The sequence below is a fragment of the Pararhizobium gei genome (assembly GCF_029223885.1).
Lineage (GTDB): Bacteria > Pseudomonadota > Alphaproteobacteria > Rhizobiales > Rhizobiaceae > Pararhizobium > Pararhizobium gei.
In genome coordinates, this window is the sequence record NZ_CP119409.1 from 1366019 (window position 1) to 1388204 (window position 22186).

A 22186-nucleotide genomic window follows, 5' to 3' on the forward strand; every position below is an offset into this window, starting at 1 on the left:
CAGTTGTGTCACGCTGAAAGGCCTTCGTTACCGCGCGCCAAAGCCGCGATCGTAAGTGTGGTTGTCCGCTGAGCCGCGTCCATAACAGAATCGGCATGGATTGCAAAAATGGGTTTCTTGCGGCGCAAACCAAGAGTTTAACGAATATTACCGCTCCGGCAAAGGAATAAACTCTTCCTCGTCCCCTGGCACGATGTCGAAACGGCCGGTGCGCCATTCCTCCTTCGCCTGATCAATGCGCTCCTTGGATGAGGAGACAAAATTCCACCAGATATGCCGGGCCGAGCCCATGGCCGCGCCGCCGAACAGCATGACGTGACAGCCCTGCTGCCCGGCAGTGACGGTAATCGCGTCGCCGGCCCGGAACACCAGCAGCTGGTTGTCGGCGAAATGATCGCCCGCGATGATTGCTTCGCCCGAGAGGATGTAAAGCGCGCGCTCTTCCCAGTGCGCCCCGAAGGGCGCACTCTTGCCCGGCTCGATCGTCAGATCCACATAGATCGTATCGGAAAAGACCGAGACCGGCGAGATCATGCCTTCGAAGCTTCCGATCACGACGCGACCTTTGATGCCGTCCGTATCGAAAACAGGCAGCGCGCCCTTCTCCGTATGGCTGAAAACCGGGTCGATCTCCTCGTGGCTGTCGGGCAGGGCAAGCCAGGTCTGGAGGCCTGAAATCGACTGGGGTGAGCCGCGCAGCTTTTCCGGCGAGCGCTCGGAATGGACGATGCCGCGGCCGGCCGTCATCAGGTTGATGTCGCCCGGCTTGATGACCATCTCGGTGCCCAGGCTGTCGCGATGCTTGATTTCACCATCGAAGAGATAGGTCACCGTCGATAGCCCGATATGCGGATGCGGGCGCACATCGAGCGCCTGATCCGCCTTCAGGAGAGCCGGCCCCATGCGGTCGAAGAAGATGAACGGCCCGACCAGCCGCCGTTTCACCGAGGGCAGGGCGCGCCGCACTTGTAGATTGCCGATATCGCTGGTGCGCGGGATGATCAGATGCTCGATGGCATCGCAGGACGGCGCATCGCCGGCCTCAGGGTCGTTTCCGGGAAAGAAGGACATGAAGTGAGTCTCTCTGGTAGCGATACCCATAAGCTTACCGCATGTCCTCGCTTCTGTCCTGCCCCTAGATTTTAGACCGCAGGCTGACTGATGCGCCGCATGAGGCCGACCGTGACCATCCACAGCACGACGCCGATGCCAAGCAGGCTGCCGGCGATGGCATATTGGATCGGATCCCGTCCAGTCCAGGGCCCCGCCAGAAAAGCACAGCTGATGGCACCGAGGATCGGAACGATGGTTGGCGTGCGAAAGTGTTTATGCGCGACGGTGTCCTTGCGCAGGACGAGCACCGCGATGTTGACGATGGCGAACACGCAAAGAAGCAGCAGCGCCGTGGTTCCGCCCAGCTGCGGCACGCTTCCGGCAAAGATCAGAAGCCCGATCGCCAGAAGCGTGGTGAAGCCAATCGCGACATAAGGCGTGCGGCGCTCCGCATGCACGCCGCCGAGCACGGGGGGAACGACATTTTCCCGCGCCATGCCGTAGATCAGGCGGCTTGCCATCAGCATGTTGATCAAGGCTGAATTGGCAACGGCCAGCATGGTGATGATCCCGAAAATGCTGATCGGAAAGTTCGGCGCGCCGGCCTGCACCACCTTCAGCAGAGGCGTCTCGCCCTCGGCGAGTTCTGCCGCCGGGACGAGCGCGATGGCGGCGATCGAGACCAGCACGTAGATGATGCCCGTGATCACCAGACCGGTCAGCAGCACCTTTGGGAAAATCCGGCTCGGATCCTTGCACTCCTCGGCCATGTTGACCGAATCCTCGAAGCCGACCATCGCGAAGAAGGCGAGTGTCGTGGCGGCGGTCACCGACCAGAACACGCTGCTGTCTCCGGGCGGCGTGAAGGTGAAGGCGCGTGATAGATCGCCTTGCCCGCCGGTGATGGCCCACACGCCGATGACAATGATGACGAGGAGGCCGGAAAGCTCGATCATCGTCAGCACGACATTGAGCTTGACGCTCTCGCCGACCCCGCGAAAATTGATCGCCGCGACAAGACCCATGAACAGGATCGCTAGCGCCAGAATGCCATAGTCGCCGAAATCCAGCCCGAGTGAACCGCTGAAGTTGGCGGCGAAGGCGCGCGCCGCCGTCGATGCCGAGGTGATGCCAGAGGACATGACCGCAAAAGCCACGAGAAACGTTATGAAATGCACGCCGAATGCCTTGTGAGCGTAGAGTGCGGCTCCGGCGGCCCTTGGATATTTCGTCACCAGTTCGAGATAGCTGAAGGCTGTCAGAAGAGCGACGGCAAAGGCAATGAGGAAGGGCAGCCATACAGCGCCGCCGACTTCAGCCGCAACCTGTCCGGTCAGGGCATAGATGCCGGTTCCCAGAATATCGCCAATGATGAAAAGAAGCAGGAGCCCCGGTCCCATCACCCGCTTCAGTTCGGGCTGATGTCTCTCAGGGCGTTCCGTCGTTGCCGAAGGCTGTTCCATTCCGTTCTCCCGCACCAAGCGGCAACCGCGCCGCAGTCTTCATTCCGAACTAGAGGCGGAAAATGCAAAGAGAAGAGTTGTTGAAAGAGAAACGCGCAAAAGTGCACGCCGGGCAAAGGGGGCGTCGTTCACTCCCCGTCGAGCGGCTCGACGCCCTGCGGCTTGCCGGCACGATCGAGCCTGATTTTCTCGATCCGGTTTTCGGCAGCGTTGAGGAGTGCTTCGCAGTGTTTCTTCAGGGCTTCGCCGCGCTCGTAGATCTCGATCGATCTGTCCAGCGCCACGTCGCCACGCTCGAGCGCGGAAACGATCGATTCAAGTTCCTCGACGGCTTTTTCGAAGGAGAGGGAAGAAATTTCGGCCGGTGCGGCGGTTTGCGGAGCGGTGGTCATGATCATCCTCTCATCAGGCGATAAATGTGTGTGCCTGCCGATTCGGCCAGCCCCTGAAGATCGTAGCCGCCTTCGAGCAGGCTGACGACGCGGTTGTTGGCGGTCTTTCCGGCAATGTCCAGAAGTCGGCCCGTCGCCCAGTCGAAATCGTCGGCGACGAGGTTGATCTGCGCCAGCGGATCCCGGTGGTGGGCATCGAACCCCGCCGATATGATGATGAAATCCGGACGAAAATCTTTGAGCGCCGGTAGCACGCGGGACGTGAAGGCCTCGCGGAAATGGTCGCTGCCGGTGTCCGCAGACAGCGGCGCATTGACGATGTTGCCTGCGCCTGTCTCGTCCTTGGCCCCGGTGCCGGGGTAAAGCGGCATCTGGTGCGTCGAGCAGAACAGCACGGAGGGATCATCCCAGAAGATGTCTTGCGTGCCGTTGCCGTGGTGCACGTCCCAGTCGACGATGGCGATGCGCTCGGCGCCATGGGCGCGTTGCGCATGCCGTGCGGCAATGGCGGCATTGTTGAAGAAGCAGAAGCCCATCGCCTTGTTCTTTTCGGCATGGTGGCCGGGCGGACGGGAGGCGACGAAGGCATTGTCGGCCTTGCCGGTAAATACCGCATCGACGGCGGCAATCGCCCCGCCGATTCCCGTCAGGGCCGCCTGCAGGCTGGCCGGGCTCGCATGGGTGTCGGCCTCGAAGGAATGGATGCCTTCCTCCGGGATGACCGACATCACCATCCGCAGGTGCTCTTCCGGATGGGCCAGCAGTACGAAATCCTCGTTGCCCTGCGGTGCCTTCAGCCGCGTCAGAGGCTGGAATCGCTCGTGCTCCAGCGCCTGGTTAAGCGCCTTCAGCCGGTCGGGCCGCTCAGGATGACCCTCGGGAACCTTGTGTTCCAGAAAGATCGGATTTTCAAACAGGATGGTGGTCATGGCGGGAACCTATGGCTTCGCGGTCGGAAGGTCCATGCCACAGGTAGGGCATTTGCTGTGTTTTCAACAACGCGGGTCGATTAGAATCTTGCCGCGGCGGTCTTTTGCCTTTTGGTGAGCAAGTGCGTTGCCGAGGCGCGACAGCGGATAGGTGGCTGCAATGTCGCTGCGCAACGCCCCGGAGCGGCTGCCATCGAAACAGGTCCGAAGCGCCGCTTCGAGTGTCGCGCGGTCGGCGGCATGGACGAAGGACCGCAGCCAGAGGTAGGAAAAGCGCACATCCGGCCGCGCTGCCATTGCCGAGGGCGGAATCGGGATGCCGCTCAATGCGCCATATTGCAGGAAGAGACCGCCGGGCATGACGTTGTGGCGCAGCAGTTTTTCGCCAGTATCGCCGCCGACGGCGTCGATCACCGCATCGAGGCTGACGTCGCCGCCGGGAGGCCGGGCGCCAGTCGTGATGATGTCGATACCGGCAAACGCGCGGAGGCTCTCGGCCGTTTCAGCGCTGCGAACAATGGCGGTGATCTGAGCGCCTTCGGCCGTGAGTGTCTTCAAAAGCATTCGTCCGATAGCCGATCCAGCTGCCGTTATCGCGATCTTCCGGCCATCCATCCCGAAGCCGTTGCCAAAATGCTCTCTCAGTCTCTCAAGCAGTTGCAGTGTCGTCATCGGGTTGATGTAAGAGGTCGCTGCCTGCTCGTTCGACAGATCTTCCGGTATGGCAAAGCACCACTCGACCGGGCGCAGGAGAAAAGCCTGCCAGAGACCGCTGGCACCGAGCGGTAGCACGCGATCGCCTGGCTTCAGGGTCTTCACGCCGGATCCAATGCGGCTGACGGTCCCGACACCTTCAAATCCGGGGACGAATGGCAAGGTTGTACGGTTGCTGTAGGCGCCCGTCACCGGGATCAGGTCGGATGGATTGATCGCAGCCTGCTCGACGGCGATCTCGATCATTCCTGGCCCGGGGGCGGTACGGGGGAGATCGGCAAGCCGGATCACATCCTCCGGCCTGCCGTATTCGGTCACCCAGGCAGCAAGACCCTCCTGCATTCGATGCGATCAGGCGCGCTGCGGCAGAAGTGGGTATCCGACGAGGATGCTGCGGGCTGCAAGCGTCGCGATGCCGGCTTTCAGGAGGTCGCCCGGAATAAAGGCAAGCGAACCGGTAAAGGCCGTGCCGAGATTCATTCCCGTCTGGAAGGAGAGCCAGAGATTGCCCATCAGATAGACGACGCCGATGCCGCCGACCAGCGAGGCGATGAAGAAGCCGATCATCTGTCGTACGCCGGTCTGTCTCTCGTTGACCAGACGCTCGGCAACAAGCCCCGTGACATAGGTTCCGGCTACCCAGCCGGCGATGAAACCGGCTGTCGGGCCGGCAAGGATGGCCAAACCGCCGCGCCCGCCTGACAGAACCGGCAGGCCGATCGCCACCAGGAGAATGAGCAGCACATAGGCAAGCGCGCCGCGCTTGGCGCCGATGATGCACCCGGCCAGCATGACGCCCATGGACTGGGCGGTGATCGGAACGGGGATAAAGGCGAGCGTGATCGGCGGAATGATGCCGAGGAAGACGATGATCGCGGTGAACAGTGCAATCAGCACGAGGTCTCTGGTGGGCATGGTCGTCTCCAATGTCGAATCAGTCTCTTTTATGAGGAACTTCTTGTTTACTGCCGTCTGAATCCGCGTGCGTCAATCGCCATGGCGATCATATCGGCATCCTTGAGCGTCAGGATGATCAGCGGCACGAAGAGGGTCAAGGGTTTTATCGGCAGGCCGCGCGCCCGGTGGGCCTCGCGGATGTTCTCATAGCGGTCGAGAATTTCGGGAACGAACCGCAGCACCAGGCCAAGCGCAAGTGCGACATCGGCGGCGCGCACCAGCCCGAACCGTTCCAGCGGCTGCAGCAGGACGGTGATTTCGTCCATGAAGGCGCCGATCGGCGTCGTCGCTGTTATCGCCGCTGCGAGAAGCACCAGGGCCATCAGCCGGAAGGCCAGCGCCAGGGCGAGGGCCGCGCCATCGAAATACCATGTGGCCAGCGCGAGAATGACGATGGTCGCTGCGATCCAGCCGACCCGCGAAATCGCATCCCGTCGCGACAGGCCCAGGCTGAGATAGAGGCCGAGGCTGACGAGGAGGACGACAGACAGGATCACAGGCGAGGTGACGAAGAAAAGCAGGATGCTCGCCAGCATCAGCGTGGTCAGCTTGACCCGCACGGAGAGCCGGTGAAGCAGCGTATCGCCTTCGACGTAGAGACTTTTCAGCATCCGGCCACTTCTCGATAGCGCTGGATGGTCGGCAAAGCCGCTCCATCCGCAATAAGCCGCCCCTCGTGAAACAAAAGCACGCGATCCATCTCCTCGATCAGCGGCAGGTCATGGCTGATGACGATCGCCTGTTCATCGAGAGACGCAATCGTGTTTTTGACAAGCCGGCGATTTTTCAGATCCAGCTGGTTCGTCGGCTCGTCGAGGATCAGGATCGCCGGCCCTGTGACGAGCACGCTGGCGATGGCGACCAGTTGCGTTTCGCCGCCGGACAATTCATGCACGCGCCGCTTGACCAAATGCGAAATGCCGAAACGCTCAAGCACGGCGGCCGTCTTCCGTTCGATCTCGGCGTTTGTCAGGCCGCGGTTCTTCAAGCCAAAGCCGATATCTTCGCCGACGATCGGCATGATGAGCTGGTGCTGCGGATTCTGGAAGATGAAACCGGCCGTTGCGAGCACGGCCCGGTCGTCCTTGACCGTGTCCAGTCCGTTGACGACGACCGTGCCCTGCGTCGGCTTGACCAGGCCGTTGATCAGCCGCGCGAAGGTGGTCTTGCCGGAGCCGTTGAGGCCGATGACGCCGATGCGCTGTTCGATGAGCGTCAGGTTCAGAGGCTCCAGAACCGTGCGTCCGCCAAAAGCGACCGATGCGCTGAAAAAGCCTATGTCCAATCCGCATCCCCCGTTGGTCGATTGCCACGGCTCTATAGGACGAATGCGGGACGGTTGAAAAGAGGCGTCGGGTCGGGCTTGAACAAACTGTGAACATTTGCCTAAATCACAGCATGGCGATTCTCGTTTCCAACCGCGCCGCGCGGCGCATCTTTCTCAACAGGCAGGGTTTGGCCGCCTCACCCGGCCGGGCGCTCGACAAGCAGGGCCTGCTCGACCTCATCCATTCCCTCGGCTTTGTTCAGGTGGACAGCATCTCTATCGTCGAGCGGGCGCATCATCAGATCCTGTTTTCGCGAAACCAGACTTACAGGCGCGAGCATCTGAAGGCGTTGCTGGAAAAAGACGGAGAGCTTTTCGAACACTGGACGCATGACGCCTCCATCATCCCCGCCGCCTTCTTCCGCTATTGGAAACATCGCTTTGCCCGGCGCGAGCCCGTGCTGCGGGATCGCTGGTTGAAATGGCACGGCGAGGGTTTCGATGCCAGCTTCGAGGAGACCCTGCAGCGCATCGCCGAGGGCGGCGCCACCATGTCGCGCGACGTGAAGGTCGCCGATCATAAATCGGGCGGCTGGTGGAACTGGCATCCAAACAAGACGGCGCTCGAGTTTTTCTGGCACACGGGGAAACTCGCCATCGCCGGGCGCCAGAATTTCCAGAAGATCTACGATCTGACCGAGCGCGTCCTGCCGGCCCGCCATCACGAGCCTCAGGTCACGCATGAGGAATTCATCGACTGGGCCTGTCGCGGCGCTCTGCAACGGCTGGGCTTTGCCACCCACGGCGAAATCGCCGCCTTTTTCGATCTCGTATCGCCGGAGGAAGCCAAAGCCTGGGTGACCGCGCATCGCGACGAACTCGTGGACGTGCTGATCGAACCCGCCGCCGGCGACAGGCCGCGCCTATCCTGCGCTTTCGCCGGCTTTCCCGATACTTTCGGAGACCTCGCGGAGCCGCCCGCGCGCATCCGCGTGCTCAGCCCCTTCGATCCCCTGATCCGCGACCGAAACCGCACCGAACGCCTCTTCGGCTTCTACTACCGCATCGAAATCTTCGTGCCCGAACCGCAGCGCGAATACGGCTACTACGTTTTTCCGCTCCTCGAAGCCGACCGCCTCATCGGCCGCATCGACATGAAAGCCGACCGCAAGACGGGCGCGCTCGATGTCAAGCGTCTCTGGTGGGAAAAAGGCGTGCGCCCCTCCGCCGGCCGGATGGAGCGGCTGGAGGCGGAACTGGCGCGCGTGGCAAGGTTCGCCGGGATGGAGAGGGTGCGTTGGCTGGAGGGGTGGGATGTGGCCCAGCTTTCAACGGAAAGAACCAGCGCCATTGGCTTCAAAAACAGGTAAGGCCTTCGCGGCAGATATATTCTACAGCTGAAATCTTACGGTTAATAAGTTGGACACCTCGAAATACCCTGTTTTGCGAAAACCCCAGTGAATAGAATCAATGCATTGGCGAGCGATAATCGGCAAAAATCGAGGTATTTCGAGGTGTCCGATTGGAGATGCTTCGATCCGGCCGATACGAGGAAGAGCGCGTCAGCCGCTATTTCGACTTCGCCGGCATACCGCTGCCGCCCGATGACAAAGGGGCGGACAGGCTTGTTCGGGCTCGATTGCAAAGCAGGTTCGCGGGGACGTAAGCCATCGTGAGCAAGCGGTCTCCGGCGGATCACCGCTTTCGGGAACTGAAGTTCAGCACTGTTGCCATGTCTTTGATGCGCTGAAGAGAGCCCACCGAGCGCGATAAGCTCTTGCATAAGGCTGTTACGCGCAATTTGGATCGGTTCCGCACATGAAAATTGACCAATGAACGTACCTCAATATATTTGGCAGAGGCTCGAAAGAACGGTGGTGACCGAGGGAGAAAAAAGAAAGCCAGACGAGCGGGCAGGGTTCATGTACGAGCAACGTGAAAGCTGCTCGCAGGGTTCGATGTTCAGAAAAAATAGCGCGACTCGCAAGGTGTGACAAAGAACGTAAAATTAAATATAAATAAATTTACTTCAAAGATATCCTCGTTCCAATATGGAAGTCATCTTTGTAGTTCATGGTCTCAAGTGGGTATAAGTCTTTATCCGTTCTCACCAAAGCAAAACTAGCAGTATGGCTCGGATATTCTTCATTTTCGTTATAACAATCAGTGGAGTACCACAAAATAACATCCTCAGTTAGGTTTTTGTTTATTAGAAATTGCTGCATGTAGCAACATATATAAAAATACAACCCTATGTATTTGTGCTTTTCCAGATCAAGTTCATAATCATCTTCCAAGTGTATTTTATTAAGATGGATTTCTATAGCAAACTCGCTATCCATATACTCTTTAGCCGAATTTATTTGATTTTCCTGATTTTCTAAAGATGACAACAAATATCCGTTGCGGATGGAGATGCTATCCAGCCAATTTTTCAGTTCTATTGTTGGCGTACATTCCAATTCATTAAACGTTTTTTTTGAAAGGATTAGAGATGCCTTTTCGTTGAGGAAGTGCTGCATAGACATTTTTTTCATTATCGCATTCCTAAATAGCCAAGACCCTTTTGGATAGCTCGCTGGACCTCTGGTTTTGATAATAAATCACTGTTTTGTCTAGCTGAAAGCCCTCGGAATGAACCTGTTGCCGGATCATAGACGTGTTGCGTCGAGCCTCGACCACCCATTTGAACGTGAACTTGACCGGGACGCTGAGTCGGGTTGGCGTTCTCCACATCGACGCGAAAATATCCTTTTTGACCTGGTCGAATACCTCGCGTCTCATACAGAGTTTTTGATTCTGTCTGCGTTTGCGTCTGCGTCTGTGTCTTTGTCTTTGTCTTTGTCTTCCGCTCTCGATCATTCTCGTCCTCTGGACCGCCTGCCGGAGAGCCACCAACAGCCGCAGATGGCTGCCCGTGATTGGAGTTCCCTCCGATCTGCCCGTTTCCGTGAGAATCGTTATCTCCGGAACCTTTCATTGAGTTCAGACCAAGCGCTGCCCCGAGCGCACTTAAGAAGCCTCCGACCGACCAACCGCCGCCGTACCCACCCCCAGCTCCACCGCGTCCTGGACCACCTACACCGCCCCAAGCCCCGCCGCCTCCGCCCATAACCTCCCGATCTACATTGTCGGGGTTGGCCATCATGTGGCCATTTGGATCGCTCTTGTTGACCGGGTCGTTTCCGGAATAGGCATACCGGTTCGTCCCGACGCCCTCGACGGTCGGGTCCATCGTGTCCGGCTGGATAAACCGCGCATTGGCCGCCGAGCCGAAGGACACGGATAGCATAATGCAAACAAGCAGCAGACTGAGAATGCGGGTCAAAAACCCGCTGGAAAAGCATTTCATGACCACGTCCCCTCTAAAATCAGATCGTTATTTCGGTTGGCCGTCTTCCTGTCGCCACCCCAAAGCTTCCGCCCTCGCGAAAGCCTGCATGTTCAGCTGGTACCAGTCGTCGGCTTTCGCTTTCAGATCGGGCGGAATGTCTTCCATCCGCGTGTATTTGGAGATGATGTCGCGTTTGAGCAGGCGCTGATAGGCGGTGCCGCGCTTTGCCAGTGCATAGGTGAAGGTGGGATAATGCCGCAGAAGCACGTCGGAGACCGCGACGGCGTTTTCGAAGCCGCCGGTTGCCAGTTCATGCTCCACCAGAAACACAGCAATCAGCGCTTTGGCTTCCTGAGGCGGCAAGGGCCGGAGATAGACGCCGTTTTCCACCGCCTTGTCCGACATGGGCAGTTTTTGCCGGTACCAGATGTCACGGGTAAAGCCGCCGCCGCTGGTGGCCTCCAGGTTCCAGGTCGCACCATCATCGTCGGTATATTTGATGAAGACATGCAGGGGCGCTTCGGCCAACGTCATCGTCAGACCCAGCCGCTGGCCGATGAACAACATCAGCATCGGCATGGTGATGCAATTGCCGCGCCGGGTCGTCAGGTAGCGTTGCAGCAGGCGGTTCGCCGGCTTTTCGCCGAGGGGATCGTCCAAATCGTACCGGAACGGCCGGTTGCCGTTCCACGGGCCGCCTTCGTAGAGATAGCGTTTCAGGGCAGCGAGCTTTTCGCGGCCCGTCGCCGTCTCGCCGGCCATGGCCTGCACATCATCGGCCATGCCATCGATCATGCTTTCCACGGCTTGGACGTTCGTGGAGGGATCGACCATGCGATCGACGGCAAGTTTTACGTCGAGAAGATCGCGATCTTCTGCGAAGAGCGCTTCCGTTTGCGCTTGCAGCGGTGCAGCCTGATCATTGACAGACTGCGCGAAAGCGGCTGCGACCGGCAGATCAGCAGAACGGCGGTGCCCAATATCCTCATGACTCGCCCCGTGACCTTCAACCACAGGTAATCGAGGAAAGCAGATCCAGTCAATCTTCCAAAGACGTTATCCCGCAATTTTAGCGTGTTACAAAATCTCCGTCGCGGCGATCTCGATGCCGAAGCCCTCGAGGCCGACATAGTGGCGTTCCCTCGATGAGAGCAGGCGGATGGAGGTGATTCCAAGGTCTTTCAGGATCTGGGCGCCGAGGCCGATTTCGAGCCATTCGCTTTCCCGTTCCTGTGCCTCGCCATGGCCTTCGCGCTCGTGTTTGCCCTTGCGGGCTGTCTGCGACGCGCCAACCCCGACGGAGCCCTCGCGCAGGTAGACGATGACGCCGCGTCCCTGTTCGGACATGCGCTTCATGATCGGATCGAGCTGGCGGTCTCTGCCGAAAACGTCGGCGGCGACATTTTCCAGATGCAGACGAACCGGAATATCCGCGCCGTCGCGAATGTCGCCGAAAATGACGGCCAGGTGCTGCATCGGGTCCCAGGGGAGGGAATAGGCGTGCGCCTTCGCCCTGCCATAGGGTGTCTCGACCTCAAAACTCGCTTCGAGCTCGATCAGCGTTTCCTTGCGCTGGCGATAGGCGATGAGATCGGCGACGGAAACGTGCTTCAACCCGTGCTTCTCGGCAAAGTCAGTGACCTCAGGCCCGCGCGTTACCGTGCCGTCGTCGTTGACGAGTTCGCAGATGACCCCGATCGGCGGCAGGCTTGCAAGGCGGCAGAGATCGACGGCGGCTTCCGTATGGCCGGACCGCATCAACACGCCGCCTTCGCGGGCAATCAGCGGAAAAATATGGCCGGGGCGGGTAAAGTCCGAAGCGCCGACATTCGGATTGGCGAGATTGCGCACCGTCAATGTGCGATCTTCTGCCGAAATGCCGGTCGTCGTGCCGTGCTTGAAATCGACCGTCACCGTGAAGGCCGTGGTATGGGCACTATCGTTCTCGGCCACCATGGCGTTGAGGTTGAGCCGCTTGGCTTCTTCCTTGGGCATCGGCGTGCAGACGATGCCGGAGGTGTGGCGAACGATGAAGGCCATCTTTTCCGGTGTGCAATGCACGGCGGCGACGATCAGATCGCCCTCATTCTCGCGGCCGTCATCGTCGGTGACAACGACGATCTCGCCGGCCTCGAAGGCCCGGATGGCATCGGCAACGCGTTTCTGGTCGAAAGGCATGGTCTTCCTCGAGGATTATCGGATACGGCCGGTCTGGCCACGGTCGCGCAGATAATGGTCGGCAATGGTGCAGGCGAGCATGGCTTCGCCGATCGGCACGGCGCGGATGCCGACGCAGGGGTCGTGACGGCCCTTGGTGCGGACATCGACATTGTGGCCGTCGCTGTCGATCGAACGCCGCTCGGTCAAAATGGAGGATGTCGGCTTGATCGCAAAACGCGCCACGACCGGCTGTCCGGTCGCAATGCCGCCCAGGATACCGCCGGCGTGGTTGGATAGGAAGATCGGCTGGCCGTCATTGCCCATGCGCATCTCGTCGGCATTTTCCTCGCCGGTGATTTCGGCGGCACCGAACCCGTTGCCGATCTCCACGCCCTTGACCGCGTTGATCGACATCAGGTTGGAGGCGATATCCTGGTCGAGCTTGGCATAGATCGGCGCGCCGATGCCTGCCGGAACGCCTTCGGCAATGACTTCGACGACGGCGCCGACCGAGGAACCGGCCTTGCGGATGCCGTCGAGATAGTCTTCCCAGACCGGCACCATGGCCGGATCCGGGCAAAAGAAAGGATTGTTGCCGACTTCGTTCCAATCCCAGTTGTCGCGGTTGATCCTGTGCTTGCCGATCTGCACGAGTGCGCCACGGACAAGAAGACCCGGCACGACCTTGCGGGCAAGACCGCCGGCGGCGACCCGCGCCGCTGTCTCGCGAGCCGATGAACGCCCGCCGCCGCGATAGTCACGGATGCCGTATTTCAGGTCATAGGTGTAGTCGGCATGGCCGGGCCGGTAGCTTTTGGCGATCTCGGAATAGTCCTTGGAGCGCTGGTCGGTGTTCTCGATCATCATAGAGACCGGCGTGCCGGTCGTGATCAGGGTCTCGCCATCGGCATCCGTCATGACGCCGGAGAGCACCTTGACCAGGTCCTCCTCACGCCGCTGCGTCACGAAGCGCGATTGCCCCGGCTTGCGCTTGTCGAGCCAGGCCTGCAGCTCGGAAAGCGTGAAACGGATGCCTGGCGGGCAACCATCGATGACACAGCCGAGCGCGATGCCATGACTTTCGCCCCAGGTGGTGACGCGGAAAAGATGACCAAAACTATTATGCGACATATGCGACCGGACCACTGTGCGCCGCGCCATCGCGGCGCCGTATGAGCGCGCCGGGATCGCGGCATTTCATTCGGCCGTGACTATTAATGTGAAAACGGAGGAAAGGGAAAAGCTTTCTGGGGCAAGCGGGCAATTCCCTCGTGAACACTGCGTTCTGCAACAGCGACAGTCTTCACGAGGCAAGCTTCAGGGCGTCCGTCCTGGCGAAGACGACGAATTTGTCGAAGCTCAGCGGCTTCGCAAAAGCATAACCCTGCAGCAGATCGCAGCCGAGCACGGCGAGCATCTCCGCATGCGCCATGGTTTCGACGCCTTCCGCCACGGTCTCGATTCCCAGCGAGCGGCCGATTTCGATGATCGACCGGATCAGTGCCTGTTCGCTGCGGGCCTGAAGAATCGGTCCAACCAGTTGGCGGTCGATCTTCAGCCGCTTCGGCTTGATTTTCAAAAGGCTGACGATCGAGGTATGGCCGGTCCCGAAATCGTCGATCTCTATATCGATGCCAAGCTTCTTGATGCCTTCGATATTGGCGATGACGATATCGTCGCCATCGTCGAGGAAAATGGATTCGACAAGCTCGAACGACAGCTGGCCCGGCTTGAACGACAGGCCGCGCAGGGAGTTCAGCAATGTGTCGTCGCTCAGGCGCTTGGCTGAAACATTGACGGAGATTTTCGGGACGTCGATCCCGGCCGCCGCCCAGCGCATGCCATCAAACAGCGCCCGTTCCAGCACAATGCGGTCGAGCGTTGCAACGACGTTGAGTTCCTCTGCAATGGCGAGAAATCTGTCGGGCGTGAGAACACCCTCGCGCGGATGATTCCAGCGGATCAGCGCCTCGACGCCGGACAGGCGCAGGCTGCCGGCCTCGAACTGCGGCTGGTACCAGGCGGTGAACTGGTTCGTCTCGATGCCTTCCAGGATTTCGTCGGCAATGCGCTTGGTTGTGATAATCTCGGACTGCAGCGCCTCGGTGAAGAACTCGTGCCGGTTTCGGCCGTTTTCCTTGGCCCGGTAAAGCGCGATGTCCGCATTGATCAGAAGTTGGCGCTCGTCGGTCGTCAGGTCGTTCGCAATGGCGATCCCGATCGAAACCCCGAAACGGCATGGAAAGCCGTTATAATCCACCGGCTGGCGCATTTCCACAATGATGCGTTCCGAAAGACTGGAGAGAAGCTCCTTGCTCGGCGGATCGATGACGAGGACGACGAATTCATCGCCGCCGATCCTGGCAACGACATCTCCCGCACGCACGTTGGAGCGCAGGATCTTGGAGGCGTGGACCAGCATGGCGTCGCCGGCGGCATGTCCAAGCGTGTCGTTGATCTGCTTGAACCTGTCGAGGTCGATATGAAGAATCGCGATGTTCTCCAGGCTGCCTTTGCGCACTGAGCACAGCGCTTCCAGCTTGCTGTCGAGCATGCGGCGGTTGCCAAGGCCGGTCAGCGGATCGTGGAGGGCGTTATGTTCGATGCGATCCTTGGCTTCGGCGAGTTCCGCATTTTTCTGGTCGGCCAGCGCCTTGGCGGTACGAAGCTGCTCGTTCATCAGCACGTCGTCCGTCACGTCCCAGCTGATGCCGGTGATTTTCGCCTGGCCTTCCGCGCCGGTATAGGTCGACCCGACGTTGCGGACATGCCGCACGCGCCCGTCCGGCATGACGATGCGGTATTGGGAGCGATAGTCCAGGTTCTCGTCCAGCGCCTTGAAAAGCGTCCGGGAAGCGCCGGCAGTGTCGTCGGGATGAAGGGTGCGCCGCCAGTCGGCGTAAGTTGGCGCGCCGTCGCCTGGCTGCATGCCGTGGATATGGTACATGCGCTCGTCCCAGGAGCGCTGCTGGCTGTCGAGGTCTATCTCCCATATCCCGATCTTGGACGATTCCAGCGCCAGGTTCAGCCGGTGCGACAGGGTGAGGAGTTCACGCTCGCGCGAGCGCAACGCGGCCATGTTGCGCTGCCGCTCGTTGACGAGACGCGAGGTCAGGAAAATCGGAATGACCACAATGGCCGCGGAAACAAGGATAATGAAATCGAGCCAGCCGCTGGGCGTCGATTGGCTCAGCCAGCCGCCCGCAGGAGCGGCCGCCAGCTCCCAGTTGCCTCCGGGAAGATGAAGCTGCCGTATGACGGGAGACTGCTCGAAGAGATCTGTATCGCCGTAAAATGCGTCCTGGATGCCATCCTTGACGGAAATATCACGGATCGCCAACTGGATCCGGGACGCGGGCGGTTCCATGTCCGCATCGAATTCCCGTCCCGTCGCCCCAGGTAGATGTGCAGCTCTGTAGATTTCCTTCTCGTCGATGGCCGCTTCGATGAAGCCCCAGAAGGCGACAGTACCGCCGTCCCTCACGAAGACGGGCGAAAAGAGATTGAAGCCGGTTCGACCGCTCGGCAACTGCACCGGGCCGGAAATGATCGGCTTCGCCTTCGATTGCGCGCGGTCGGTTGCAACGCGGGACGATGGAAATCTCTTGAAATCCATGCCCATGATGCCCTCGTTTCCGGCCAGCGGAAAAGTCCTCTGCACCACGGCATTGGGCGCTATGCTGATGCGTGCCATTTGCGGGTTCTGCAAAAGCAGTTTCGTTGCCAGCCGTTCGAAAACGGGCTGCGGCATGTCGGTCCGGATGGAGAAATTATTGGCAAAACCGCGCAAGGCCGTGATGTTGCCGTTGATCTCGCTCTGGAGGCGCGTTGCGATCAGATGGAGTTCGCTCCGGACGCTGCTCGTCAGTTCGCTCTGGAAATTTTTGCGGCTCTGTTCCTTGAAGAAATAACCGCCGGTAAAGACGACGCCCGCGGCAATGACGGCGGGAAAAAGCGACGGTTTCGCCGCCCTCGCCAGAGCCAGGACGCGCTCGCTGAATGTTACGCTTTTGTTCAACGCCGACGTACCCCTTGAACTGCGCCGGAGCGTAGCGATCGAGTCTTAATATTGGCTTAGGGGCTGATCGCACTGTGAAATTCCGTTTGCTGACATCAGCATCAAAAGAGCTGGAGCTTGTAGCCAAAACGAAAAATTTAAAGCGATAAAACCTCGAATCTATCCGAACGCGGGCGATTTTCGCCACAATCGACGGTCACACATGGCCACATCAGACAGAATGAAAAAGGGAACACAGATGCGTTTCATCGTCGCCGCACTGATGGCCACCGCCGGCTTCTTGTCGCCGCTTGCCGTATTCGCAGAAAGCGCCGATGTGGAGGCTGTGATCACGGGCGTCGATACCGAAAAGCTCAGCCTCTCTCTGGACGACGGCAAAAGCTATCAGGCGCCGGAGGAATTCAATTTCGACGGCCTCAAGGCAGGCGTCAAGGTTCTGGTGTTCTACACCGAGGTCGAAGGCAAGCGCGTCATCAACGATCTGGAAATCATTCAGTAGGACGTCCTGGGAACTGTCGATTCCGTTCCATTAGAGCCAGCCGATGGCACTGCCTTCGATTTTCAAAATTCGGTCCTGCGGAATAGCGCCGAGCGCCGCTTCCTCCGCATCCATTGCACCACAAAGTTTGAACAGGGCGCGGATGACACCGCCATGGGCGACGCAGATTGTCGGCACGGCAACGTCCTGCAGCCAGGCGCCGACGCGCCAGGAAAGAATTTCATAGCTCTCGGCGTCGACGCCCGGCGGAATGAAATCCCATTTCGACAATTCGCGTTCGGCGACGCGTTCGGGCATTTCCTGTTCGAGTTCGGCCAGCGTGTAGCCTTCCCATTCGCCAAAGGAGACTTCCTTCAGCCGATCGTCCGTCCGATATCCGGCGAGCGGCAGGCCCATGGCCTCGCGGATACGTTCCATGGTTTCCCGCGTGCGATGCAGCGGACTTGAGACAAAATCGAAATGGCGGGCCTGACCGCCAAGGATCGCATCGAGCGCATGACCGTTTCCACTGGCCTGTTGGCGGCCGGTGTCGTTGAGCGGAATATCCTTTTGCCCCTGGAGGCGAAGCTGTGCGTTCCAGTCGGTCTGTCCGTGACGGATCATGTAAATGAGCACGGATCAACTCCTGGGGCAGGGGTGCGCCCTTGTGCAGGCAAAAAGGGCCTGCATGCGCCGAGCCCTTGATTTCTCGCAAATCAATCCTTGACGACGGAAATATCCGGCGCATCGACCGCCTTCATGCCGACGACATGATAGCCGCTGTCGGCGTGATGCACTTCACCGGTCACCGAGCGGGACAGGTCGGACAGCATGTAGAGCCCGACATCGCCGACCTCCTCGATGGTGACGGTGCGACGCAGCGGTGCATTATATTCATTCCACTTGAGGATATAGCGGAAGTCGCCGATGCCGGAGGCTGCGAGGGTCTTGATCGGGCCGGCGGAAATCGCGTTGACGCGAATGTTTTTCGGACCGAGATCGACAGCCAGATATTTCACGCTGGCCTCGAGCGCCGCCTTGGCAACGCCCATGACATTGTAGTTCGGCATGACCTTCTCGGCGCCGTAATAGGTCAGTGTCAGCATCGACCCGCCGTCGGTCATCAGCTTTTCGGCCCGGCGTGCGACGGAGGTGAAGGAATAGACGGAAATCTGCATCGTCTTTGTGAAATTGTCCGGCGAAGTATCAACGTAACGGCCGGTCAGTTCGTCCTTGTCGGAAAAGCCGATGGCATGGACGAGGAAGTCGATCTTGCCCCAGGTCTTTTCCAATGTCTCGAAAACAGCGTCGATCGTCGCCTCGTCACTCACATCGCAATGACCGGCAAGCAGTCCACCGACTTCGGCGACCAGCGGCTCGACCCTCTTTTTCAGAGCCTCGCCTTGATAGGTGAAGGCAATTTCCCCGCCTTGCGCGTGGATCGCCTTGGCGATTCCCCAAGCAATCGACCGGTTGTTCGCGACGCCCATGACAAGGCCTCGCTTACCTTTCATCAGACCGGATGATTGTGACATGACGTGCCCCCAATAGTGCCTGCATTCCCCTCGGCGCTTGCCGATTGGAAAATCTGCATCGTTAAACCTGCTAAGTCCGCGCCGCGTCTTGCGCGCGCCGGCCCGAATTTTGAGGAATGGCTATGACATAGCCGCCACAATGGTTCAAGCGCGGCAGGGATCAGGAACTGTTAGTTCCCGTAACATTGGGTCAGCGTTTTCGGATGCTGTTGTGAGAAGCCCTATAAATAAAGGCCGTTGCGCAAATTGCGCATGAGATCCGTTACCTTTTCGTCCGGCTTGTCCCACAGCATCAGCCGCAGTTCCACCAGAAGGTCGCCACGGCCACCATCGGCTTTCGGTAAGCCCAGGCCTTCCAGCCGGATCACATGGTCCGATCCCGACCATGCCGGAATGGTGATGGCGACGGGGCCGGTCAATCCCTCGACCGTCGTCTCGCAACCAAGCACCGCGTCCTGAATGTTGATCGGCAGGGTGGTCGCTACATCCGGTCCCTGCATGCGAAACGGGCCGTCCTGGGCGATGCGCACGGTCACCACCACATCGCCGCGCAGCATGCCGTTCAGCCGGTATCCCTGCTCCTTCAGCCGGATAACGCTGCCATTCACCGTTCCGGCGGGAAGGCCGACCTTGAGGATCTGACCGTCCGGCAGGGTGGCCGTCGCCTTCTCGCGCCGGAAAATCTCTTCGACCGAGACATGAACCTCGCAGAAGATTTCAGGCACTTTCTCGACGGTCTTGTTCGCAGATCGCCTGATCCGGCGCACGATCGCCGAAACCAGTTCCGCTGCCGGGGCTGCTGCGCGCGGCAGGATTCCGAAGATCGCAGTCTTTTCCGCAGTCTCCGGTTTGGTTTCCACGTCGGTGTCCGTGGTCACGGGCTCTGCCGGTTCCGCCTTCGCCGTTTCCGGTTTTGGTTCGGTGCTGGAAGGCTTCGATGGCGCGGGCTGGCGCGCGCGCCTTGCTGGCTGCTGCGGTCTGGCGCGTCCGTCTGTGCCGAACAGCCGCGAAACCATCTCCTCGGCGGTTTCAGCATCCACGGTCTCGTCGTTCCCGGCCGGCTGGCTCTTCCGCTTCATCTCTTCCATGCGGCGCAATTCGGCTTCGCGGCGGGCATAGTCGTAGCGGTTGCGAAGCTTCGGATCCTTCAGGACTTCGTAGGCCCGTCCGGCCTCCGCAAAACGCTGGCTGGCCTGCGGGTCATCGCGGTTCTGGTCGGGATGCACCGCTTTCGCAACCGCCCGCCAGGCAGCCTTGATCTCGTCCGGTCCGGCATTGCGTCTGACGCCGAGCACTGAATAGGGATCACGCATCCATGTCACCATCTTGAAGACCGGACCGCCTCCCGCGGTTCCTCCGGTCAGTTGTCGAAGGAAGAGCAGCCGAAGAGGGCTGGTTCTAATGGTTCCGATGATGAGAAGACGCTGCTTAAATATGCGTTATCCGCCGCGCCGAAACGGCCTGCGGAGGCGCGGCGTCAGCATATTTTCGGGAGCTTGGTTAATGACGGATGGAGAATTGGCCGCCGTGTCAGCTGCGCGGCGCAAAACTGGTCATGGTCCACTGACCACCGCTGAGCAGGCAGGCTTTGCCGTCGAACTTGGCGATGCCCTGATAGGAATGGCGGGTGGTCGTGAAGCGCCGGCACGTCCTGCCATTAACCTGTTCCTCGGAAATCGCGCTGATGACGCCGGCGCTGCCCGATTGGGAATTTGCCCAGGGGATCGGGTTGCCGGACGTTTCAGCTATGTCGGCCGAGGAGACGGCATTGCGCACGGTTACGGCGTCCGGATTTTCCTCCGCCGGGTTCACGCTCGGGATCGCGCCGGTTGCGATGCTCTTGTCGACAGTGTCCGGTTGCGCGAAATCCAGTCCTGAGCCCAGGCACCCCGAGAGGCTGGCGGTCAGCACAAACAGCGTCGCCACACGCCCGGCGCGGGATAAAGCCTTTGTCTCCTCGAACCATTTTGCTATGTCTTGCAACGGCATACCTGTCAGGCTCAAGAGAGCGGCTGCGATGTCCGGAGACGCATCAGCCGCTCCGTCGTTTTTCTCGGCAGGCGGGCCAGAACCCGTTCCGCACGGCATTGGAATCAATATGACCGACACTGGGTTAACAACTGGTGACTTCACGCAAGAGAATGAGCCTTTTTCCCTTTTTGGGGCATGGCTGAAGGAGGCGCAGACATCGGAGTTGAACGACCCCAACGCCGTTGCCCTGGCGACCGTGGATGGCGACGGCCTTCCCGATGTGCGGATGGTTCTGCTGAAGGATTTCGATCAGCGCGGCTTCGTCTTCTATACCAATTTCGAGAGCCAGAAAGGCCGTGAAATTCTCGCCAACAGCAAGGCCGCCATGTGCTTTCACTGGAAGAGCCTGCGTCGTCAGGTGCGGGTCCGGGGACCTGTCGAAATTGTCAGCGACGCGGAAGCGGACGAATATTACAAGACCCGCCCGCGTGGCAGCCGCATCGGCGCCTGGGCGTCCAAGCAATCCCGGCCGCTCGAAAGCCGGTTCGCTCTGGAAAAGGCCGTCGCCGAGTATACAGCCCGCTATGCCATCGGCGACATCCCGCGTCCCCTCCACTGGTCCGGCTTCCGGATCATGCCAACCTCGATCGAATTCTGGAAGGACGGGGCCTTCCGCCTGCACGACCGCATCCAGTTCAGCCGGGATGCACCGCAGGGTGATTGGGGCAAGATCAGGATGTATCCCTAAGAGCAGGTTCAGCCACGTCCCATCAGTTTGAAGGGAATGCCGGACGCCAGTGCGCCGACATAGGCAGCCTTCTGGAAGTGGCCATTGAGAGAAATGCGCGGCAGGGCCGCGAGATCCTGACTGCTCGACAGGGTGCCGGGCTGCGTCGTCACGGCGGCGGTAAAGCCCAGATCGCGTGCGAGCCGGTATTCCCTGGGCGAGACGGAAACCGTGTCCCCGTAAGGATAAGCGAAGGTTGACGGTCGCCTGCCGGTGATGGCCTCGACGCGTTGCGCCGATCTGTCCATTTCCGAGCGGGCGGCTCCATCGGTCAGGCGCGCCAGGGCCCGGTGGGTGATCGTGTGAGCGCCAAGGCTGGCGAGGGGGTTTTCGATGAGTGTTTTGAGGCCGGCTTCGTCCATGACAAGATCCGCCGTCATGCGGATGCAGTCGAGCCCGCACAGTTCCGCCGCATGTCTCAACCGGCCGATCGCCGCAGCCTCGTCAATTGCATGGGTGAAGGCGGCAATCCGGTCGAAGGCCGTCTGTTTCTGGTCCTGTGTCCGGGCAGGCAGTGTCTCAAGGCTGTTATCGAAGCGATATTTCAGGCTTGTGTTCCGCTCCAGCAGGTCGGCAAGAACCTCCCACCACAGAATATCAGTACGATCGACAAAGCCACCCGTAACAAACACGGTGAACGGGACGCCATGCTTGAAGAAGATAGGTGCCGCATGATCAAGATTGTTGCGGTACCCATCGTCCAGCGTAAAAACCGCTGCCGGGCGGGGATCGTTCGATGCGAGATGCGCCGGAAGGGCGTCGAGTGCCAGAAAGATGTAGCCGCAGCGCTTCAGTTGCACGATAGCGGTTTCGAGAAAGCCGGGCGTGATTTCGAGATGCGCGTTCGGTTCAAAGACACGCTTTGCCTTCGGGCGAACATGATGCAAGGTAAAAATAGCCCCGCGTCCACGCGCACTGCCCATCAGGCCAGCCAATCCGGCAAGCCGCGCAGCTTCGAGCCCTCCGGTTATGACAGCGCGTTTCGCTAATTTTCGAAGCAGGGTGTTCAACGATCCATCGCTCTCGTTCATCTGATGGACCGGATTTTACCCGTCGCGGATTAACGCAGCCTGAACCGGACCATGATGCGGGAAGCACGCAAAAAGGCGGACCGCATCCGATCCGCCT

General features: G+C 59.7%; 22 protein-coding genes. 3 read left to right on the forward strand and 19 right to left on the reverse strand.

The genetic code is table 11. The features are described from left to right. Nucleotides 1–147: 147 nt before the first annotated feature. From PY308_RS06385 to PY308_RS06420, 8 genes are all read right to left on the reverse strand, one after another. Nucleotides 148–1071, reverse strand: a complete 924-nt coding sequence (locus PY308_RS06385) for a pirin family protein (RefSeq protein ID WP_275789339.1) — start codon at nt 1069–1071, stop codon at nt 148–150. A gap of 71 nt (nt 1072–1142) precedes the next feature. After that, nucleotides 1143–2516 (reverse strand): APC family permease, encoded by a 1374-nt coding sequence (locus PY308_RS06390; protein WP_275789340.1) that lies wholly within the window; start codon nt 2514–2516, stop codon nt 1143–1145. A 128-nt stretch (nt 2517–2644) separates the two neighbouring features. Next, nucleotides 2645–2908, reverse strand: a complete 264-nt coding sequence (locus tag PY308_RS06395) for an exodeoxyribonuclease VII small subunit (protein WP_434064207.1) — start codon at nt 2906–2908, stop codon at nt 2645–2647. Nucleotides 2909–2910: 2 nt separating this feature from the next. Next, complete coding sequence (locus tag PY308_RS06400; protein WP_275789344.1) at nt 2911–3837, reverse strand: histone deacetylase family protein; 927 nt, start codon at nt 3835–3837, stop codon at nt 2911–2913. A gap of 63 nt (nt 3838–3900) precedes the next feature. Continuing rightward, the gene (locus PY308_RS06405) at nt 3901–4893 is read right to left on the reverse strand and encodes a zinc-dependent alcohol dehydrogenase family protein (protein ID WP_275789346.1); all 993 of its coding nucleotides are present in this window, start codon (nt 4891–4893) and stop codon (nt 3901–3903) included. Nucleotides 4894–4902: 9 nt separating this feature from the next. After that, on the reverse strand, nt 4903–5466 hold the full coding sequence (locus PY308_RS06410; RefSeq protein WP_275789348.1) for a biotin transporter BioY: 564 nt from the start codon (nt 5464–5466) through the stop codon (nt 4903–4905). A gap of 47 nt (nt 5467–5513) precedes the next feature. Beyond that, nucleotides 5514–6119, reverse strand: a complete 606-nt coding sequence (locus tag PY308_RS06415) for an energy-coupling factor transporter transmembrane component T family protein (RefSeq protein WP_275789350.1) — start codon at nt 6117–6119, stop codon at nt 5514–5516. Next, complete coding sequence (locus PY308_RS06420) at nt 6113–6793, reverse strand: energy-coupling factor ABC transporter ATP-binding protein (protein ID WP_275789351.1); 681 nt, start codon at nt 6791–6793, stop codon at nt 6113–6115. The genes PY308_RS06415 and PY308_RS06420 overlap by 7 nt, the downstream gene beginning before the upstream one ends. Nucleotides 6794–6906: 113 nt before the next feature. Here PY308_RS06420 and PY308_RS06425 point away from each other — a divergent pair, with 113 nt between their 5' ends. Next, nucleotides 6907–8145, forward strand: a complete 1239-nt coding sequence (locus tag PY308_RS06425) for a winged helix-turn-helix domain-containing protein (RefSeq protein ID WP_275789353.1) — start codon at nt 6907–6909, stop codon at nt 8143–8145. 654 nt (nt 8146–8799) lie between these two features. Here the strand turns inward: PY308_RS06425 and PY308_RS06430 are convergent. The 6 genes from PY308_RS06430 to PY308_RS06455 all read right to left on the reverse strand — a co-directional run bounded on the left by PY308_RS06430 (nt 8800) and on the right by PY308_RS06455 (nt 16287). After that, entirely contained in the window at nt 8800–9312 is a 513-nt protein-coding gene (locus PY308_RS06430; RefSeq protein WP_275789355.1) for a hypothetical protein, read from the reverse strand. After that, nucleotides 9312–10127: an RHS repeat-associated core domain-containing protein gene (locus PY308_RS06435; RefSeq protein ID WP_275789357.1), complete on the reverse strand. Its 816-nt coding sequence runs from the start codon at nt 10125–10127 to the stop codon at nt 9312–9314. The genes PY308_RS06430 and PY308_RS06435 overlap by 1 nt, the downstream gene beginning before the upstream one ends. 27 nt (nt 10128–10154) lie before the next feature. After that, the gene (locus PY308_RS06440) at nt 10155–11123 is read right to left on the reverse strand and encodes a transglutaminase family protein (RefSeq protein WP_275789359.1); all 969 of its coding nucleotides are present in this window, start codon (nt 11121–11123) and stop codon (nt 10155–10157) included. A gap of 63 nt (nt 11124–11186) precedes the next feature. Next, complete coding sequence (gene ribB, locus PY308_RS06445; protein WP_275789361.1) at nt 11187–12287, reverse strand: 3,4-dihydroxy-2-butanone-4-phosphate synthase; 1101 nt, start codon at nt 12285–12287, stop codon at nt 11187–11189. Between the two features lie 15 nt (nt 12288–12302). Continuing rightward, on the reverse strand, nt 12303–13400 hold the full coding sequence (gene aroC / locus PY308_RS06450) for a chorismate synthase (protein WP_275791039.1): 1098 nt from the start codon (nt 13398–13400) through the stop codon (nt 12303–12305). Between the two features lie 172 nt (nt 13401–13572). Continuing rightward, nucleotides 13573–16287 (reverse strand): bifunctional diguanylate cyclase/phosphodiesterase, encoded by a 2715-nt coding sequence (locus tag PY308_RS06455; RefSeq protein ID WP_275789363.1) that lies wholly within the window; start codon nt 16285–16287, stop codon nt 13573–13575. Between the two features lie 238 nt (nt 16288–16525). Between PY308_RS06455 and PY308_RS06460 the strand changes: the two genes are divergently transcribed. Next, a complete protein-coding gene (locus PY308_RS06460; protein ID WP_275789365.1) occupies nt 16526–16786 on the forward strand; it encodes a DUF1344 domain-containing protein in 261 nt (86 codons plus the stop codon). Nucleotides 16787–16816: 30 nt separating this feature from the next. Here the strand turns inward: PY308_RS06460 and PY308_RS06465 are convergent, their stop codons facing one another. The 4 genes from PY308_RS06465 to PY308_RS06480 all read right to left on the reverse strand — a co-directional run bounded on the left by PY308_RS06465 (nt 16817) and on the right by PY308_RS06480 (nt 20283). Then, nucleotides 16817–17401, reverse strand: coding sequence for a histidine phosphatase family protein (locus PY308_RS06465; RefSeq protein ID WP_275789367.1), 585 nt, complete (start codon nt 17399–17401; stop codon nt 16817–16819). A gap of 80 nt (nt 17402–17481) precedes the next feature. Beyond that, entirely contained in the window at nt 17482–18300 is an 819-nt protein-coding gene (fabI, locus tag PY308_RS06470; RefSeq protein ID WP_275789369.1) for an enoyl-ACP reductase FabI, read from the reverse strand. A gap of 221 nt (nt 18301–18521) precedes the next feature. Further along, complete coding sequence (locus PY308_RS06475; RefSeq protein ID WP_275789371.1) at nt 18522–19625, reverse strand: DnaJ C-terminal domain-containing protein; 1104 nt, start codon at nt 19623–19625, stop codon at nt 18522–18524. A 205-nt stretch (nt 19626–19830) separates the two neighbouring features. Then, nucleotides 19831–20283 carry an RT0821/Lpp0805 family surface protein gene (locus PY308_RS06480; protein WP_275789373.1) on the reverse strand — a complete coding sequence of 151 codons (453 nt, stop codon included), beginning with the start codon at nt 20281–20283 and terminating at the stop codon, nt 19831–19833. 115 nt (nt 20284–20398) lie between these two features. Here PY308_RS06480 and pdxH point away from each other — a divergent pair, with 115 nt between their 5' ends. Further along, a complete protein-coding gene (gene pdxH / locus PY308_RS06485; RefSeq protein WP_275789375.1) occupies nt 20399–21019 on the forward strand; it encodes a pyridoxamine 5'-phosphate oxidase in 621 nt (206 codons plus the stop codon). Nucleotides 21020–21027: 8 nt separating this feature from the next. Here the strand turns inward: pdxH and PY308_RS06490 are convergent, their stop codons facing one another. Further along, complete coding sequence (locus PY308_RS06490; RefSeq protein ID WP_275789377.1) at nt 21028–22089, reverse strand: polysaccharide deacetylase family protein; 1062 nt, start codon at nt 22087–22089, stop codon at nt 21028–21030. Nucleotides 22090–22186: the final 97 nt, after the last annotated feature.